The organism is Clostridium sp. LIBA-8841 (assembly GCF_057782475.1).
The window spans coordinates 1,878,910-1,894,548 of sequence record NZ_CM173488.1 but is presented as its reverse complement, the minus strand read 5'-3'; the positions used below and the strand labels follow the sequence as shown (position 1 = coordinate 1,894,548).

General features: G+C 28.5%; 17 protein-coding genes and 1 riboswitch. Of the genes, 3 read left to right on the top strand and 14 right to left on the bottom strand.

Translation table 11 applies throughout. The annotated features are described in order from the left end of the window. Nucleotides 1–6 precede the first annotated feature (6 nt). From AC2A4K_RS08325 to cobT, 11 genes are all read right to left on the bottom strand, one after another. Nucleotides 7–660 (bottom strand): Dph6-related ATP pyrophosphatase, encoded by a 654-nt coding sequence (locus AC2A4K_RS08325; protein ID WP_322503408.1) that lies wholly within the window; start codon nt 658–660, stop codon nt 7–9. A 9-nt stretch (nt 661–669) separates the two neighbouring features. Further along, nucleotides 670–1,425: an ABC transporter ATP-binding protein gene (locus tag AC2A4K_RS08320; protein WP_322503825.1), complete on the bottom strand. Its 756-nt coding sequence runs from the start codon at nt 1,423–1,425 to the stop codon at nt 670–672. A 4-nt stretch (nt 1,426–1,429) separates the two neighbouring features. Continuing rightward, a complete protein-coding gene (locus AC2A4K_RS08315) occupies nt 1,430–2,461 on the bottom strand; it encodes a FecCD family ABC transporter permease (RefSeq protein WP_322503409.1) in 1,032 nt (343 codons plus the stop codon). Next, nucleotides 2,448–3,365, bottom strand: a complete 918-nt coding sequence (locus AC2A4K_RS08310) for an ABC transporter substrate-binding protein (RefSeq protein ID WP_322503410.1) — start codon at nt 3,363–3,365, stop codon at nt 2,448–2,450. The genes AC2A4K_RS08315 and AC2A4K_RS08310 overlap by 14 nt, the downstream gene beginning before the upstream one ends. 312 nt (nt 3,366–3,677) lie before the next feature. Beyond that, a riboswitch (cobalamin riboswitch) is annotated at nt 3,678–3,852 on the bottom strand. 85 nt (nt 3,853–3,937) lie between these two features. Further along, nucleotides 3,938–5,002, bottom strand: coding sequence for a threonine-phosphate decarboxylase CobD (gene cobD, locus AC2A4K_RS08305; protein ID WP_322503411.1), 1,065 nt, complete (start codon nt 5,000–5,002; stop codon nt 3,938–3,940). After that, nucleotides 4,999–5,946: an adenosylcobinamide-phosphate synthase CbiB gene (gene cbiB, locus AC2A4K_RS08300; protein WP_322503412.1), complete on the bottom strand. Its 948-nt coding sequence runs from the start codon at nt 5,944–5,946 to the stop codon at nt 4,999–5,001. Before cbiB ends, cobD begins: the two co-directional genes overlap by 4 nt. 2 nt (nt 5,947–5,948) lie before the next feature. Further along, nucleotides 5,949–6,593 (bottom strand): histidine phosphatase family protein, encoded by a 645-nt coding sequence (locus AC2A4K_RS08295; RefSeq protein ID WP_322503413.1) that lies wholly within the window; start codon nt 6,591–6,593, stop codon nt 5,949–5,951. 4 nt (nt 6,594–6,597) lie between these two features. Then, the gene (locus AC2A4K_RS08290; RefSeq protein WP_322503414.1) at nt 6,598–6,978 is read right to left on the bottom strand and encodes a bifunctional adenosylcobinamide kinase/adenosylcobinamide-phosphate guanylyltransferase; all 381 of its coding nucleotides are present in this window, start codon (nt 6,976–6,978) and stop codon (nt 6,598–6,600) included. A 13-nt stretch (nt 6,979–6,991) separates the two neighbouring features. Continuing rightward, on the bottom strand, nt 6,992–7,747 hold the full coding sequence (locus tag AC2A4K_RS08285) for an adenosylcobinamide-GDP ribazoletransferase (protein ID WP_322503415.1): 756 nt from the start codon (nt 7,745–7,747) through the stop codon (nt 6,992–6,994). Then, the gene (locus AC2A4K_RS08280) at nt 7,731–8,291 is read right to left on the bottom strand and encodes a bifunctional adenosylcobinamide kinase/adenosylcobinamide-phosphate guanylyltransferase (RefSeq protein WP_322503416.1); all 561 of its coding nucleotides are present in this window, start codon (nt 8,289–8,291) and stop codon (nt 7,731–7,733) included. Before AC2A4K_RS08280 ends, AC2A4K_RS08285 begins: the two co-directional genes overlap by 17 nt. A 47-nt stretch (nt 8,292–8,338) precedes the next feature. Continuing rightward, a complete protein-coding gene (cobT, locus tag AC2A4K_RS08275) occupies nt 8,339–9,424 on the bottom strand; it encodes a nicotinate-nucleotide--dimethylbenzimidazole phosphoribosyltransferase (protein ID WP_322503417.1) in 1,086 nt (361 codons plus the stop codon). A gap of 63 nt (nt 9,425–9,487) precedes the next feature. Between cobT and AC2A4K_RS08270 the strand changes: the two genes are divergently transcribed. Next, entirely contained in the window at nt 9,488–10,288 is an 801-nt protein-coding gene (locus AC2A4K_RS08270) for a choline/ethanolamine kinase family protein (protein ID WP_322503418.1), read from the top strand. 111 nt (nt 10,289–10,399) lie between these two features. On the opposite strand, the gene AC2A4K_RS08265 is transcribed toward AC2A4K_RS08270, so the two are convergent. From AC2A4K_RS08265 to AC2A4K_RS08255, 3 genes are all read right to left on the bottom strand, one after another. Further along, on the bottom strand, nt 10,400–11,698 hold the full coding sequence (locus AC2A4K_RS08265; RefSeq protein ID WP_322503419.1) for a M20 family metallo-hydrolase: 1,299 nt from the start codon (nt 11,696–11,698) through the stop codon (nt 10,400–10,402). A 177-nt stretch (nt 11,699–11,875) separates the two neighbouring features. Then, on the bottom strand, nt 11,876–12,610 hold the full coding sequence (locus tag AC2A4K_RS08260; RefSeq protein WP_322503420.1) for a metalloregulator ArsR/SmtB family transcription factor: 735 nt from the start codon (nt 12,608–12,610) through the stop codon (nt 11,876–11,878). A 189-nt stretch (nt 12,611–12,799) separates the two neighbouring features. Beyond that, nucleotides 12,800–14,245 (bottom strand): ABC transporter substrate-binding protein, encoded by a 1,446-nt coding sequence (locus AC2A4K_RS08255; protein WP_322503421.1) that lies wholly within the window; start codon nt 14,243–14,245, stop codon nt 12,800–12,802. A gap of 649 nt (nt 14,246–14,894) precedes the next feature. Between AC2A4K_RS08255 and crcB the strand changes: the two genes are divergently transcribed. After that, nucleotides 14,895–15,281: a fluoride efflux transporter CrcB gene (gene crcB, locus AC2A4K_RS08250; RefSeq protein ID WP_322503422.1), complete on the top strand. Its 387-nt coding sequence runs from the start codon at nt 14,895–14,897 to the stop codon at nt 15,279–15,281. 18 nt (nt 15,282–15,299) lie between these two features. Further along, nucleotides 15,300–15,632, top strand: coding sequence for a DUF190 domain-containing protein (locus AC2A4K_RS08245; RefSeq protein WP_322503423.1), 333 nt, complete (start codon nt 15,300–15,302; stop codon nt 15,630–15,632). Nucleotides 15,633–15,639: the final 7 nt, after the last annotated feature.

Here is a 15,639-nt window from a genome sequence, read left to right as displayed (position 1 = left end):
ACACACCTACTTAATATCTAAAAATCCATGAGTTTCTGTTAATATATTTTCTCCAGTTTCAAAGTTTATTTTTTCTTTAAATAAAGGTCCATCATAAACAAATGTATGATACTCTCCATTTTCTCCACAAGCATCTGAACCTGCTGCTTTTAATCTTTCAACTACATCCTTAGTTAAAACTTCACCTAAGAATTCTTCTCCTAAAATACTTAATTTTACATTTTTGATTACAGTTTTAAATCCACTATCTATGAATTCATAAGTTAGAGCTTCTCTATCTTCTTCCCAAAGTGGAAAAATAGCTTCAAGACCGGCTTTTTCACATTTATCTTCACACCAATTTCTGTGTGCCATTAAATCTATATCTCCAAAAACACAAGCCTCTGCGCCCATTTCTTCTTTAAGTTTCTTTAAAGCATCTACGAAAGTTTCTCCATAATTTTCTTTTCCGTTACTAGCTACTAAAACCATAGGAATATCTAATGACTTAGCAACATCTTTTAATAATTTATCTGGTATTCCATGAAACCAACTTCTTAAAACCTTTTTATCAACAGTAACTAATAAAGCTACTGGAGTATGTCCAGCTTTTATCATTCTATATAATGATAATGTACTATCCTTTCCACAACTATATGATACAACAAATTTCTTTTTCATATTGTCCACCTACTTCCATTTTTCTAATGCTTCTAGCATGAATTTTCTTATATCTATTTTATAGACATCTTTAATTTTTGAGCTATTTAATATTTCTCTTGCTTTACCACTACTATAAATTTCTCCCTCTTTAACAAGAATTACATCCTTACTAAACATTTGAACTAAATTTAAGTCATGTAAAACACCTATAACTGTTTTGTTATTTTCTTTTGTCCATTTATTTATATAATCTAAAATTTCAATTTGACATTTTAAGTCTAAATGATTAGTTGGTTCATCTAAGAGTAATATATCTGGCTCTTGAGCAAATGCTCTTGCCAAATAAACTCTCTGAAGTTGTCCACCTGATAACTCATTTATTAATTTATCTTTTTCTTCTAATAAACCAACACTTTCAATACATTTTAAAACTATATCCTTATCCTCATTACTAAGCCTTGAAAAAATACCATCTATATGAGCATACCTTCCCAAAGCAACGGTCTCAAATACAGTGTAAGAAAAATATATTTCAGAATTTTGACTCATTAATGCAACTTTTTTAGCTAACTCTTTTCTTTTTATCTTTTTAATCTCTACCCCGTCTAGCTTTATTTCCCCTCTATATTCTATGAGGTTAGCTAAAGCTTTTAAAATTGTGGATTTTCCACACCCATTTGGTCCTATTATAGAAATATTTTCTCCTCTATTAATATTAAAGGATATATTATGTATAACATCATTACCATCATACCCACAGCATAAGTTTTTAACTTCTAGCAAAATATCACCTACTTCTTTTTCCAAAATAAATGTAAGCAAAAAATGGTGCTCCAATTAAAGCCGTAATTGCTCCTACTGGCAATTCTGATGGTGAAATTAATGTTCTTGAAACTAAATCTGTTAGTACCATAAGTGTTCCACCAAGTATAATACACATTGGTATTACTATTTTATGATTAGAACCAAATATTTTTCTAACTATATGAGGAGTTATAAGATCAATAAAGCCTATAACACCACTTAAAGCAACTGCACTTCCAGTTAAAATAGCAACTGAAATAAGTAGTCTTTTTTTTACCTTTTCAGTTTCAACACCTACAGTCTTTGCACTATCTTCTCCAAAACTTAAAATATCCATTTCTTTTGTATATCTTAATACCATAAAGATTCCAATTATAAAAAATGGAAATCCAGCAAAAACATAAGACCAACTCTTCATAGCAAATGATCCCATTTGCCACATAGTAATAGCCTTTATATCCTCACTACATAATGCTGTTATAGTTGTTAACATGGCACTAGTAAAAAGCGATAGAACCATTCCCGCTAATATTACGGTATTATTTGAAAGTCCTCTATCTACCTTATTTGAAAAAATTATTACTGCAAAAATAGTAAAAACTCCACATAAAAATCCTATAATAGGCATAGCTAAATTTCCTATAAAAGGTATTGTTATACCAAGAACTATGTATATTCCAACTCCTAAGGAAGCTCCTGATGAAACCCCTAAGGTATATGGTGATGCTAAAGGATTTTTTAAAATTGATTGGATTACAGCTCCACTAACTGCAAGAGCAGCTCCAACCCCAAAGGCTAATAAAACTCTAGGTAATCTAATTACCCAAATAATTGCTACGTCTTCAGGTTTGATACCAGCTCTAAGTGGAATATCAAAAATCTTATTTCCAACTATAGAAATAGTATCCCATATATTAATATTGGAACTTCCAATAGAAGTTCCAATACAAAGTACTAATAATACTAATGGAATAGATAGTGTTATTAGCAATTTTCTCTTTTTAGATTCCTGCATATTGTTCTGGATAAATATCCTTTGCTATTTGTTTTAAGGCACTTATCACATATTGACTTCCACGTGATGTTGCATTTTTATCTACTAAGAATATTTGATTATCCTTAACAGCAGTTATTGTATTCCAACCTGGACGTTTAGCAATTAAATCTGTTGCATTTTCAATATAATCTTCATTTGTTAAAATTACATCTGGATTTGCTTTTATAACGGCTTCTTCACTTGGTGAAATCCAGCCTTTTTCATTTGCAAATACATTTTCTGCTCCAACTATAGTTAATAAATTATTTAAGAAAGTATCACTTCCAAAGCTATATAAATTTGGACTTGATCCAATTTCAAAGTAAACAGTTTTTTTATCTTTTATAGTTTCACCTATAGCTTTAATTTTGTTTACTTCACTTTTCATTTCATCAACCATTTTGTTTCCTTCAGCCTCTGTTCCAGTTAACTTAGCTAAGAAATTTATATCTTCGTATATTCCATCAATGCTTTCACTAGTTGGAATATATACTACTGGTATTCCAGCATCCTTTAAAACCTTAAATGGGTCTTCTTTACCTTCTCTGTTATGACCTGAAGCTATTATTACATCAGGCTTAAGAGCTAGAATAGCCTCAGCATCTGGATTCCTAAAATCTATTTTAGGTATATCTGGGTTTAATCCCTTTACATCTGCTGAGTATTTATCAACACCTACGATTTTATCACCTAAACCTAAACCTACCAATATTTCTGTATTAGACGGTGCTGTTGACACTATTCTTTCGATTTTTTTCGGTACTGTAAATTCAGTCCCTTCCATATCTTTCATTGTTACCGTTTTGCTTCCACAACCAACCAATAGCAGTAATGACATTACTGTTAAGGTTACTAGGGAAATTACTTTTTTAAAGTTTTTCATGTTTTTCCTCCATTTTTACCTTTGTAATTTCTTAAGTCATATGAAGGATTCCTATTTGATTTTAATTAATGATTTTAATATGTATTTTTTAATATTGCTAAGTATCCCTACAACCTATAAAAGCAAATTTGAAATTTCTTAAATTAAGTTTAAAGCATCACTAATAATCAAATTTTTCTTTCATAAAACTTAACAATTAAATATTTGAGGTTTAAGATTAATACGTAGAAAATAAAAAAACATACCCATTAGAAGGTATGTTAAGTATATTCTGAAAGCGTACGCATCCTATTACCCTACCCTCAGAAGATAATAGTATTCGCATAAAAGGCAGGTATCCCGACTTTGCTTCACCCTCCATCTCGTCTTCCCACATAAAATGCAGTGACATATTGAGATTTTGTCAGCTTCACGGTTACTGAGGTAGTTGAAGATTTTAACTTCATTCCCTATTAAGTGAATTCACACCAATTATGAATCAATCAACTTGATTATATTATTATATTTTATTATTGTCAAACACCTTACCTACTTTAAATTTATCTTTTTATAAGAATAAAAATGTAAATAAGCTATTTTAAAATTTTTGAAAGCGCTTCTAAAAGTTTTTCATTTTCTTCTCTTCTTCTAACTGCAACTCTATAATAACTATTGTCTAAACCTATATAATTATTACAACTTCTTATTATTATTCCTTGTTTAATTAGCTCTTCTCTTAAATTTAATTCTCTGCTTAATTTAAAAAATAGAAAATTAACAGCTCCTTTAAAAACATTAATGTCTTTAAATGCTTTTAATCCATTATATAAAAATTCATTCTCTTTTTTTACGTAAGCTATGCTATCTTTTATATACTTAACTTCTTTTAAGGCTTCTCTTCCAGCATAATCTGCCACTGTATTTACACTCCAAGGAGTAGCAACAGAATTTATTTTTTTTATCATTTCAAAATCTGAGCTTAATCCATAACCTAGCCTTATACCAGGAAAAGCAAAAAGCTTAGTTAATGATTTAACCACAATTAAATTATTAAAATCATCTAGATATTCAATAACAGAGTATTTTTCATTATCCTCAACAAAATCCAAAAATGATTCATCAAAAACAACTTTTACATCCATTTCCTTTGCCTTTTTTAACACTCTTAAAGAAAAATCTTTCTCTATTAAAGCTCCTGTTGGATTGTTTGGATTGCATAAAAATATTATATCTAAATCATCATTTATTTCATCTATAAATCTATTATCTAATGAATATCTATCTTTTAATATGTAATGATTTACTTTGCATTCTAGAGAGTTTAAAGCATCCTCATATTCTGAAAAAGTAGGTGCTATTATAAGAGCATTCTTAGGTTTGATTCCTCTTACTATATTAAAAATCACTTCTGCAGCTCCGTTACCTAAGACTATTTTATCTAAATCTACTTTTTCGAAACTTGAAATTTCTTTTTTAAGCTTATAATAAGTTATATCTGGATATCTTTCTATAGAATTTATTCCTCTAATCATGGCCTCTTTTACTTTTTCAGAGATCCCCATAGGATTTATGTTAGCTGAAAAATCAATGATTTCATTTTCTTCTAACCCATAAATTCTCTTTATTTCTTCTACATTACCGCCATGTCCTAAGTTCATATAATCACCTCTAAGATATATCTAATAATAATAGCTATTAGCATTCCTAAAAAAGAAACTAATCCTAAAATTTTATTAGTATTATAAACATCTGAAATTTCTATTTTCTTTTTAATATCTCCTATAGTTGGTTTTTCTACAAGCTTTCCAAAATAATAGTTTGCTCCTCCAAGCCTTATTCCTAAAGCCCCTGCTACCGCTGCTTCTGGATGAGCACTATTAGGACTTGAATGATTGTATCTATCTCTTTTATATATTTTAAAACTTTCTTTATAATTAAGCCTTAAAATAAATGAAGCTATTACTATAAGGTAAGCTGTCAATCTAGCTGGAATATAATTGAACACATCATCAAGTTTCGCTGAGACGAACCCAAATTCTCTATATTTATCATTTTTATAACCAAACATAGAATCACATGTATTTACTGCTTTATACAAGAAAGCCAAAGGTGCTCCCCCAATTCCAGCAAAAAATAAAGGCGCTATAATTCCATCTGACATGTTTTCAGCAACTGTTTCTACTACAGCTCTTACTATAGCTTCTTCATCTAAATTAGTAGTATCTCTACCAACTATATATGATAATTGTTTTCTAGCTTTAACTATATCTCCTGTATTTAAAATTTTAATTACTTTGAGACCTTCAACTTTAAGCCCTTTTGCTGAAATACAAAAATAAATAAGTATTCCTGATACTAAAGTTCCTAAAATAGGACTAACTAAATTTGCAATATGTACAATCCCTAAAGTTACTCCAAAAGTTATAGCTACTATGAAAAACCATGCAAAAAAACCTGCTAACTTAAGATTTTTCTTAAATACTTTTCTCCAAAGCTTTTCCATACTAGAAGCTAATTTTCCTATATATCTGATAGGATGATATGGATTATTAGGATCTCCTATTATTAGGTCTAAAACATATCCTATTATAATTTTTATCATTTCTAAAACCTTTCTATTATTTCTAGTCTTAGATTATTTTCTATATTTTCTTCAAAATCTAGACTTGAAAATTCTTTTTCTAAATTCTCGATATCTTGTTCAACTTTTAATTTATATCCACCTCCACACTTAGGTTGATAAGTATAAAAGTCTAATCCTTCCTTTTCAAAAAGTTCTAAAATACAAGCTATGCTTCCTCCATGACATACTATTAAAGCTTCCTCTTCTCCCTGTTCTTCTAGCATTAAAAGTAATTTTAAAAATGCTTTTTTCATTCTTTTTTCAAAATCTCTTCTTGATTCACCATTAGGGCAAGAAACTCCTTTACTTTCATCTAGAATCCAATCTAAATACTTCTTATCTTCCTTTAGCATTTCATAAGATTTCAGCTCAAATTCTCCAAAGTTGTATTCTCCAAACTCTTTTACAACTTCATACTTTTCATTTGGATATAAAATATTAAATGTTTCATTAGCTCTCTTTGCTCCACTTGTAAAATTCCTTTTACACTCTGGAAGCTTCACACTCTTTCTTTTTTCCTCTAATTCACTTATTCCTATTTCACTTAAAGGCACATCACTTATTCCACAATAAAGCTTCTTTTCATTACAATAAGTTTTTCCATGCCTAATCAAATAAATTATCATCTTATTATTCACCCTTTAATCTCGTTGGTATTCCAAAAAATATTCTATAAACCTCTTCACTTTCTTTGGATAAAAACTGAAGAACCTTACCTGTCTCTTCTCTCCATAATCTTTCCTCTTTTTTTAAAGGAACTATTCCAGAAGATATTTCATCACAAATTAAAATTTTTCCTTTGAGCTTGTCTTTATTTTCCTTAAAAAAAGCTAAAGATTCTTTTCCTTCTAAGGCATTGAAATAAATTAATCTATCTATTCCACTAATAACTTTTTTAGAGAAGTCTATTTTTTCATTGATACAGTAAAATATCTCCTCTTCTTTTATGCCTAAATTTTCTTTTACATATCTTAACTTACCATTGTAAGCACCACCAAATAAAAGTTTCAAAAGTCTTACCTCCTTAAAGAATTCCTAAAATGAGAATTCCTGTAAATTCCATAAGAACAAGAATATATCCTGCAACGTCTCCATTTATTCCACCTAACTCTTTTCTCACTTTTAAAAGTAAAATAAGAGAAATCGCTCCCATTCCTAAGATAGCAATTAAATAGTTTATTCCAAAAATAAAGAATGTTAATATCGAAACTACTACATAGATTCCTATTAAAATTATTTCATCTATTTTTCCAGTTCCATTTTTAAAAAACTTTCCTAAAGAACTTTCTCCAATCATTTCTTTACTAACAATAAAATAACCATTTATTGCTCTTGATACTATAGGTATAAAAATAAGTATTTTCATATCTATATCCTTCTCTAATAAAGTAAAAACTCCAGAAAACTCAATAATCAGTAATAAAAGAACGGCAATTACTGAAAATGCTCCTACTCTTGAATCTTTTAAAATCCTAAGTTTTTCTTCTTTATCTCTTCTTGAAAGAAGTGCATCTGAAACATCCATGAATCCATCTAAATGCAAAAATCCTGTTAAAAGATAAGGAACTGATAAAATAATAGCTGCCATAAGCATCATAGGCACATTTAGTTTATTTAGTATAAAAAAACTAAAATACCAAAGACATCCTACTATTAAACCTATTAAAGGATAAAGCTTCATTATATGTTTAGCTACTTTATCATCCCACTCATATTTTGGAAGTGGAATAACTGTAAACATGCTTAAAGCCATATTTAAGGCTTTATATAAGCTTTTCATTTTTTAAAACCTCCTTTCCCTTATGAAATATTAAATTTCCAAAGGAAGCTTCTATAACTACATCAGAAAATGCTGCTAAATCACAATTTATTGTTCCTAGTTCTTTTCTGAAAGCTTCTGTGTAAGAATCATATTTGATCCCATCACTAAAAACATAATCTGAAACTATTATTAAATTAGAAACTTTGCTTCCTAAACTTTTTATATGACTTAAAATAATTGAACTAACATTTTCATTAAACTCTTTTCCAACAAACATCTCATTAGTAACTAAAGATGTTAGACTATCTAATAAAACTGTATCATCATTAGAAAATTTATTAAGTATACTATTTAAATTTCTATGTTTTTCAACTGTCTTAAAATCATATTCTTTTCTATTTTCCAAATGATTTTCTATTCTTTTTAAATCTTCCAAATCATAAGGATTCATAGTAGCTAAATAATAAAGACTTCCCTCTTCTCTTTTAGAAAGTTCACTACTATAAAATTCAGCGTAAGATGACTTACTACTTTTAGCTCCTCCAATAATTAAAACTATCATATCAATTAATTTAACTCCATTATTATTTTTATAAGGCTCTCTCTACCTCATTGAACTATATAACACTCTTCTTCCTTTACTTCCTCTAAATAACTATCATCAATATTTCCTTCTTCAAAGGTTGCCATATTATTCATCATGGCAATTGCAAAATCAACAACTGAAAATGCAATTGGACAACCACTACCTTCTCCAAGTCTCATATTAAGATCTAGCATAGGATTTAACCCAAGTTCTTTTATAGCAAGGTTATAACCTATTTCTTCTGATTTATGAGAAGTAAAACAAAACTCCTTAACTAAAGGGTTTAATTTACTAGCTAAAAGTGCTGCTACAACTGATATAAAACCGTCTATTACAACAGGAATTCTATAATAAGCCGCTCCTATAAACACTCCAGCCATGGCTCCAATGTCATATCCTCCAACTTTTGAAATAATATCAATAGGATCCATAGTATTAATATCATGCTTTTTTATAACTTCTTCTACAATAGTTTTTTTCTTTTCAAAAGATTCGTTGTTTATTCCGCCACCTTTTCCTACTACTTGAGAAGTCTCACATCCAATAAGGGCTTTTAGGACGGCTGCTGAAGTAGTGGTGTTTCCTATACCCATTTCACCTACTCCAAGTATCTTATATCCTTTTTCCTTAGCCATTTTTACAGCCTCAATGCCAATTTCTATTGATTTTTTGGCTTCCTTATAAGTCATAGCTGGTTCTTTGTAGATATTTTTAGTTCCCTTTGAAATTTTTCTATCTATTACCCCATCTATAACCTCATCTGAGTTAATTCCTACATCAAAAACCATTAAATCTGTATTATTAACTTTTGCTAATGTAGCCACGCCTGTATTTCCTTTTATAAAGTTTTTTGTTTGAAGTAAAGTTACACATTGAGGTGCAGAAGCTACTCCTTCTTCTACAACGCCATTATCTGAAGACATTATCAACACACATTTTTTGTTAATATCATTAAATAATTCTCCAGTTATTCCAGATAATCTAATAGCTATGTCCTCTAACTTTCCTAAACTACCTAAAGGTTTTGCTAAGGAATCTACTCTTTTTTTAGCTTTTAACTCTATTTCTTCATCTCTCCCCTTTATTCCTTTTAATACCTCATTTAACATTATCCTTTTCCACCCCTTCTTATTTTTGATATAATATTTTTATTAGGATATAAGGAGATTAAGATGAATAACAAAATGAAAAATCATAAGATAACTAAACTAGGTGGTCTTAATAATTCAAACTATTTATTAGAGTGTGAAAATAATAAATATGTTTTAAGAATACCTAGTAAAGATAATAAAAATAATTTTTCAGAGGAAAATTTTGTTTTAACTTTTGCTAATTTGAACAAGCTATCCCCCCCTATTATATATCATAATAAGGATAATGGAATACTAATAAGCAAATTTTTAGAAAGTTCAAAAGTAAACATGAATACATTTACATCTGTTGAATTCATTAAAAATCTAGCTATAACTCTAAAAAAGCTACATATTCTTAGATGTGAGCATACTTTTAATCCTTTTGAACATATAAGAAAAAACTTTAAATTTTTAGAATCTAAAAATTTTATATTACACAAAGATATTTACTTAATTTTAAATAGGTTGAATTTCCTTGAGGAAAAGTTAAATAGAAATATTAATTTAGGTCTTTGCCACAATGATTTAAATTCATCAAATGTACTTTACTATAATAAGAAGGTTCTTCTTATTGACTTTGAATTTTCCGCTATGTGTGATATATTTTTTGATTTAGCAACTATATCATGGATGCTTCAGGAGAAGGAAAGATATTTTTTGATTAAAAATTATTTTGGTTATTATTCTAATGAACTAATGGAAAAATTAGAGGATTATCTTTTTGTAGTTAAGTTGTGGAATGCTTCTTGGAGTTTTATAAAGTCTATGACGACAAAATCTACATATGATTATAAGCTAGGTGGAAACATGATTATAGACGATTTATTATCTAAGATATAAAACCACTAAATTTTACATAATAAAACTCTTCTCATATTAACTACATCATACTTATTAATCTAAAATTGAAATAGGTAGTCTTAAATTAAAAGACTACCTATTTTATTTAATCTATTTACTCAATTCTATGATTGTTCTTAAATACAAATTAATTGCTGGAAACATATCTTCTTCATGAAAATCAAATCTAATAGAATGATGTTCATCTTTTAGTTGACTTCCAAACATAATATATGATGCTTTTCCCCCTCTGTCCTGTACTCTTTTCATCATATAACATATATCTTCACTAGCTCCAAAATCTTCTTCATCTATTATCGTTTCATAACTTTTTATATCCTTTGCTACAGTTTTAATAACATCAATTAATTCCCTATCACTTTTTCCACTTATGGATTTCCCTAAGCATGATATTTCAACATGATTATCATGCATATCTGCAGAAGCTTTTAAAATTCTTATAGCATACTCTTCCATATATTCATTTAACTCTGTGGTTTCTCCTCTGGTCTCTACTTCCATAAAGGCTTTTCCTGGAATTACATTTCTTCCACTACCAGCTATTAATCTTCCTACATTTATTCTTGTTATTCCTTCACTATTTCTAGGTATGGCATCTAAATTTAATACTGCTGTAGAAGCTGAAAGCAATGCATTATGTCCCTTTTCAGGTGCTACACCTGCATGTGATGACTTTCCTGTAAATTCCACATTAATTTTTGAAGTTGCCAAAAATCCTCGTGTTCCACATATTACTTCTCCTGACTTTTTTGCCTTTATCCCAATATGTCCACTTAATAGATAGGTTACATCATCTAATATTCCCGATTCAACCATAGGATTTCCTCCACAAACGCTTTCCTCCCCAGGCTGAAAAATAAGCTTTATTGTCCCTTTAAACTTATCTTTTAAATTAATAAGTCCTTCAGCTACTCCAAGTCCAATAGCTATATGTCCATCATGACCACAAGCATGCATTATACCATTATTCACTGAAGAAAACCCCATTTTAAATGGCATATGTTTTTTATCATTACTTTCAAAAACCTTAACCCCATCTATATCAAACCTTAAAGCAATGGTTGGTCCTTCACCATTTTTCATAATTCCAACTACACCAGTATATCCTCCAATCATTAAATCACTTATTTCTTTAAAAGCTCCCTGCTTTAAAGCTCTCTCATAACTCTTATTTAATTCCTTTTCATTAGGAACATCTAACCTATGTTCTTTACTTATAACTTCTCTGCCTACCTTAATTTCATATCCCATGTCTTTTAAATATTTTCCTATTAAAGAAGCTGTTCTAAATTCTTTCCATGCTCCTTCTGGATATTTATGAAAATCTCTTCTATAATTAATTATCTTCTCTCTAATTTCATTTAAAAACTTCTCAATATCCTTACTCATCTTTTACCCCTCCATATTACTAAATATTTAAAATATCCTTATATTTAAATAATACGGTACTTTTAAGTATAATAAACTATTTAAAATTTTCTTAATGTTTAAAGTATTTTTCCTAATAATTTTTAATAAAAAAACAAGTCCTAACAAGAACTTGTCTTTTTATTAAAAATTATTAGTTTAGTGACTGAATCCATGATGATTACATGCATGTGTGCTTGAAAACTCTTTTAATTCTTCTTTTTTAAATGCTTGTAAATTAGCTTCTATATTTCCATCAATTGCTTTATAAACTTTAATTCCCATAGAGTTTAATTTATTTATGGCACCAGCACCTATTCCACCAACTACTACAGCATCTACAACTTCACCTGATAAAGCCTTTATTGGCTGACATTTACCATGTTCATGACCTAAATCTCCATTACCTACAGTAGTCACCTCGTTTTTTTCTAAATCACATATTACAAAAGTTGGAGCTGTACCAAAGTGACCATATGGAATACTTTTAACTCCTTCATTAGTTTTAACTGGGAAACAAATTCTCATTATATTTTCCTCCTTTAAATTTTTATTATTCATGCATTTAGCATGTTTACATACTTTAATACATTTTTCATAAGTAGTTTCTTTTGTTTTTATATTATTATCATCATTTACGATATAATCAATTAAGCTATTAATACTCTCTAGCTCCTCTATATTTAAATCATAAACAATGTGATAACCTATTTTATATCCAATTACAAGGTTCGCTTCTTTTAATATTTTTATTTGTTGTGAAACAGCTGATTCTGAAATGCTTAGTTCTCTAGCTATCCCCTTTGCACACATAGATTTTTTTCTTATAAGGTGTAATATATTTATTCTTGTTTCATCACCTAAAGCTTTAAATATTTTTATTTTTTCTTCCATAAACCACCTCTTGATTTAATTAAGTATTTCCTTAATTAAATTCTACTCCTATTGCTTTCCAAATTCAATAGTTATTTTCATTTTAATTAAGTTTTTACTTAATTAAATTTATTTTATATATTACTTACCTCTTAAAGATAATTCAAATAAAAGAAAAAGAGTGGTATAAAACCACTCTTTTATAATTTATTATTTATTAGAAGCTTTCCACTCATCTAATTGCTTTTGCATCTCAACCTTTATGTCTTCTAATCCAGCTGAGCTTAACTTTTTATTTAAATCTTCTAATCCTTTTACTGGATCTATTGAACCTGTATATAAAGATTTTTCGAACTCTTGTAATACGTTATTAACTGCTGATATTTGAGTTGTAACTGACTCTGTATTGAATTTGAATCCTAATATTGGTGAAGTCTTAGCAGCAGCATTGAACTCTTCAAATGCTTCCCACTTGTCGGCTGGATCTGTGTCTAAAACATAAGTATCAAATAAGTTTCCATATCCCCAGCTAGTTACATTGTATGGTCCATTTGGATCTCTCTTAATTTGGTTATCACTAACTTTTTCATAATGAGTTCCCTCTATACCAAACATTAACATATTTCTTAATGTAGTATCAGTATTTACTAAGTTAATAAGCTCCATAGCTTTTTCTGGATTTTTAGAAGTTGATGATATCGCAGTCATAGCACCTGTAGTTGAGTTATTTGTAACGTATGCAGGTATTATTGATGAAGTAACAACTTCTCTTCCTAAAGATTGTCCCCAACCACTCTCAGCATATGGTTGTCCATCAGCTTTCCATAAAAATCTCTTAACTTCATTTTGCATGTTATTAACAGCTGCATCTTGATTTATATATCCTTTTTCATAGTATTCTCTTAATTTAGCCATCATAGCTTTCATTTCTTCAGTTTCAAACATATTTTGTACTGTTAAAGTATCATCATTGTAGAATATTCCTAAAGGTTTCATGATTTCATCAAACTCTAATGGAATTGAATCTCCTTGAGTATAGAATGGAACGAAATCTGGCTCTTTTTCTTTTATTATTTGTAACCATGGTTCTAAGTCTTCTACTGAGTGTATATCTTGGTATGGAACATCATATTTTTCAACAAGTTCCTTATCAAATACCCACATAGGTGCTCCTGCTATTTCCTTTTGGTTTGGAACTGCGTAAATCTTTCCATCAACCTCAGCACCTTTCCAAAGTCTCTCATCTATAACACCTTTAAGATCTGCTCCCTCTTTATCTAATAAATCATCTAACTCACGGAAAGCACCTTTTCTAGCATTCTCTAAGTATGGGAAAGCCCATGAACATGTAAATGCTAAATCATATTCTTCTCCTGAGTTAGCTAATACGTTCATCTTTTGAGTGTAGTCACCAAAAGAAACATGTTTGATATCTACAGTAGCATTTATCTTATCTTTTATATATTTATTTACTTCCTCTTCTACCTTTTCATTATCAGTTTGAGTATCACCTATTACATACCATACTAAATTAACAGGCTCTTCGCTTGCTCCACCTTCTGCACTTTTGTCGCTTGATCCACAACCTGTAAGTGCTACAGATGTAGTCATCATTCCTCCTAAAATTAATGCTAATAATTTTTTGTGTTTAAGCATTTTTTAATCCCCCTCATATTACTATTTTTATACCATTTAGACCCTTTAACTCTAAAACCCCTCAATCAAACGTTTACAAATAATATATAACTTCCCTAATGTAACTACCCTTAATATCACAAGCTATATATTTTTCATGCTTTGCTTAAAAAGTTTTAAGCGAATTAAAGTTTCTATAGTTAATTTATACCATAACAGTAAAAAAGTCAACATTTGCAAAAATAGGCGTTTTTTGTTCTAAATTGGCTATATCAGTAACTTTGAAGAAATTTTTTTATGAAAATTTATTTATATATATTCTATTAAGTTTTTTAATAATTTGAAAAGTTTGAAGTATTTGTAATAAAACTGTTATCTTCAGCATATTTTTATTCTTTATTTCATTACATATACTTCAAAATTATTATGTATATTTTTTTATAAGAAACTAAAACTTTTATTATATTTAATTAATTATTGTATTGTTTTTACTTTAAATACCATCTCTTTATAAAAATACATACTTTTTTATTAAACTTTTTCAATATATATTCTTAATTTATAAATCATAACTTTTTTTACTTTCTATTTAAAGTTTGTTAACATTAATTTAAATAGCTTATTTAAAGCTTATTTAAATTAATAAGTAATTATTTAAGGAGATGTTAAAATGCAAAAACTTTTTCTTGCTTTTATAGTAGGATGTGGTGGATTTTTAGGTGCTGCTTTAAGATACCTTATTTCTATTTTTGCAGCTAAAAATTTAGGTGGAAATTTTCCTTATGGTACCTTAATTGCAAATATTCTTGGTGCTCTTTTAATAGGATTCATCATGGAATTTAGCATGGATAGTGCCTTAATTTCACCTAATATAAAATTATTTTTAACTACAGGTATTATGGGAGGTCTTACTACCTTTTCAACCTTTTCTTATGAAACAGTAAGCATGCTAAATAATGGCCATATGATTTTAGGAATAGAAAATGCAATATTAAACTTAGGATGTAGCTTAGTCTTTGTTGTAATAGGTCAAAGATTTGCTAAAATATTATTTTAATTTTAGGAGGAATATATAATGAAAAATGAATTTATAGGTAGCTTTTTAAAAATATTTATTGATGAATCTGATAAATTTAATGGAGAACCTCTTTATTCAGAAATATTAAAAACCTTAAAAGAAGAAAATGTTTTAGGTGCTACTGTTATAAGAGGAATTGAAGGTTTAGATGAACACCATAAAATACATTCTGATTTTATTGAAGTGCTTGCTAGAAATTTACCCATAGTAATAGAGGTTATTGAAAGTAAAGAAAAAATATCTAAATTAATAGAAATTATTCAACCTATGATAGAAACAGGTACAATTACAGTTTTAGATAATGTACAAATAATTAGATTAAAAAAATAAAAAAACA

Bases quoted from the DNA above. Each gene is read 5' to 3' on its own strand.
- AC2A4K_RS08325 (WP_322503408.1), bottom strand. From the start codon at position 660: ATGAAAAAGAAATTTGTTGTATCATATAGTTGTGGAAAGGATAGTACA.
- AC2A4K_RS08315 (WP_322503409.1), bottom strand. From the start codon at position 2,461: ATGCAGGAATCTAAAAAGAGAAAATTGCTAATAACACTATCTATTCCA.
- AC2A4K_RS08310 (WP_322503410.1), bottom strand. From the start codon at position 3,365: ATGAAAAACTTTAAAAAAGTAATTTCCCTAGTAACCTTAACAGTAATG.
- cobD (WP_322503411.1), bottom strand. From the start codon at position 5,002: ATGAACTTAGGACATGGCGGTAATGTAGAAGAAATAAAGAGAATTTAT.
- cbiB (WP_322503412.1), bottom strand. From the start codon at position 5,946: ATGATAAAAATTATAATAGGATATGTTTTAGACCTAATAATAGGAGAT.
- AC2A4K_RS08295 (WP_322503413.1), bottom strand. From the start codon at position 6,593: ATGATAATTTATTTGATTAGGCATGGAAAAACTTATTGTAATGAAAAG.
- AC2A4K_RS08285 (WP_322503415.1), bottom strand. From the start codon at position 7,747: ATGAAAAGCTTATATAAAGCCTTAAATATGGCTTTAAGCATGTTTACA.
- AC2A4K_RS08280 (WP_322503416.1), bottom strand. From the start codon at position 8,291: ATGATAGTTTTAATTATTGGAGGAGCTAAAAGTAGTAAGTCATCTTAC.
- cobT (WP_322503417.1), bottom strand. From the start codon at position 9,424: ATGTTAAATGAGGTATTAAAAGGAATAAAGGGGAGAGATGAAGAAATA.
- AC2A4K_RS08270 (WP_322503418.1), top strand. From the start codon at position 9,488: ATGAATAACAAAATGAAAAATCATAAGATAACTAAACTAGGTGGTCTT.
- AC2A4K_RS08265 (WP_322503419.1), bottom strand. From the start codon at position 11,698: ATGAGTAAGGATATTGAGAAGTTTTTAAATGAAATTAGAGAGAAGATA.
- AC2A4K_RS08260 (WP_322503420.1), bottom strand. From the start codon at position 12,610: ATGGAAGAAAAAATAAAAATATTTAAAGCTTTAGGTGATGAAACAAGA.
- AC2A4K_RS08255 (WP_322503421.1), bottom strand. From the start codon at position 14,245: ATGCTTAAACACAAAAAATTATTAGCATTAATTTTAGGAGGAATGATG.
- crcB (WP_322503422.1), top strand. From the start codon at position 14,895: ATGCAAAAACTTTTTCTTGCTTTTATAGTAGGATGTGGTGGATTTTTA.
- AC2A4K_RS08245 (WP_322503423.1), top strand. From the start codon at position 15,300: ATGAAAAATGAATTTATAGGTAGCTTTTTAAAAATATTTATTGATGAA.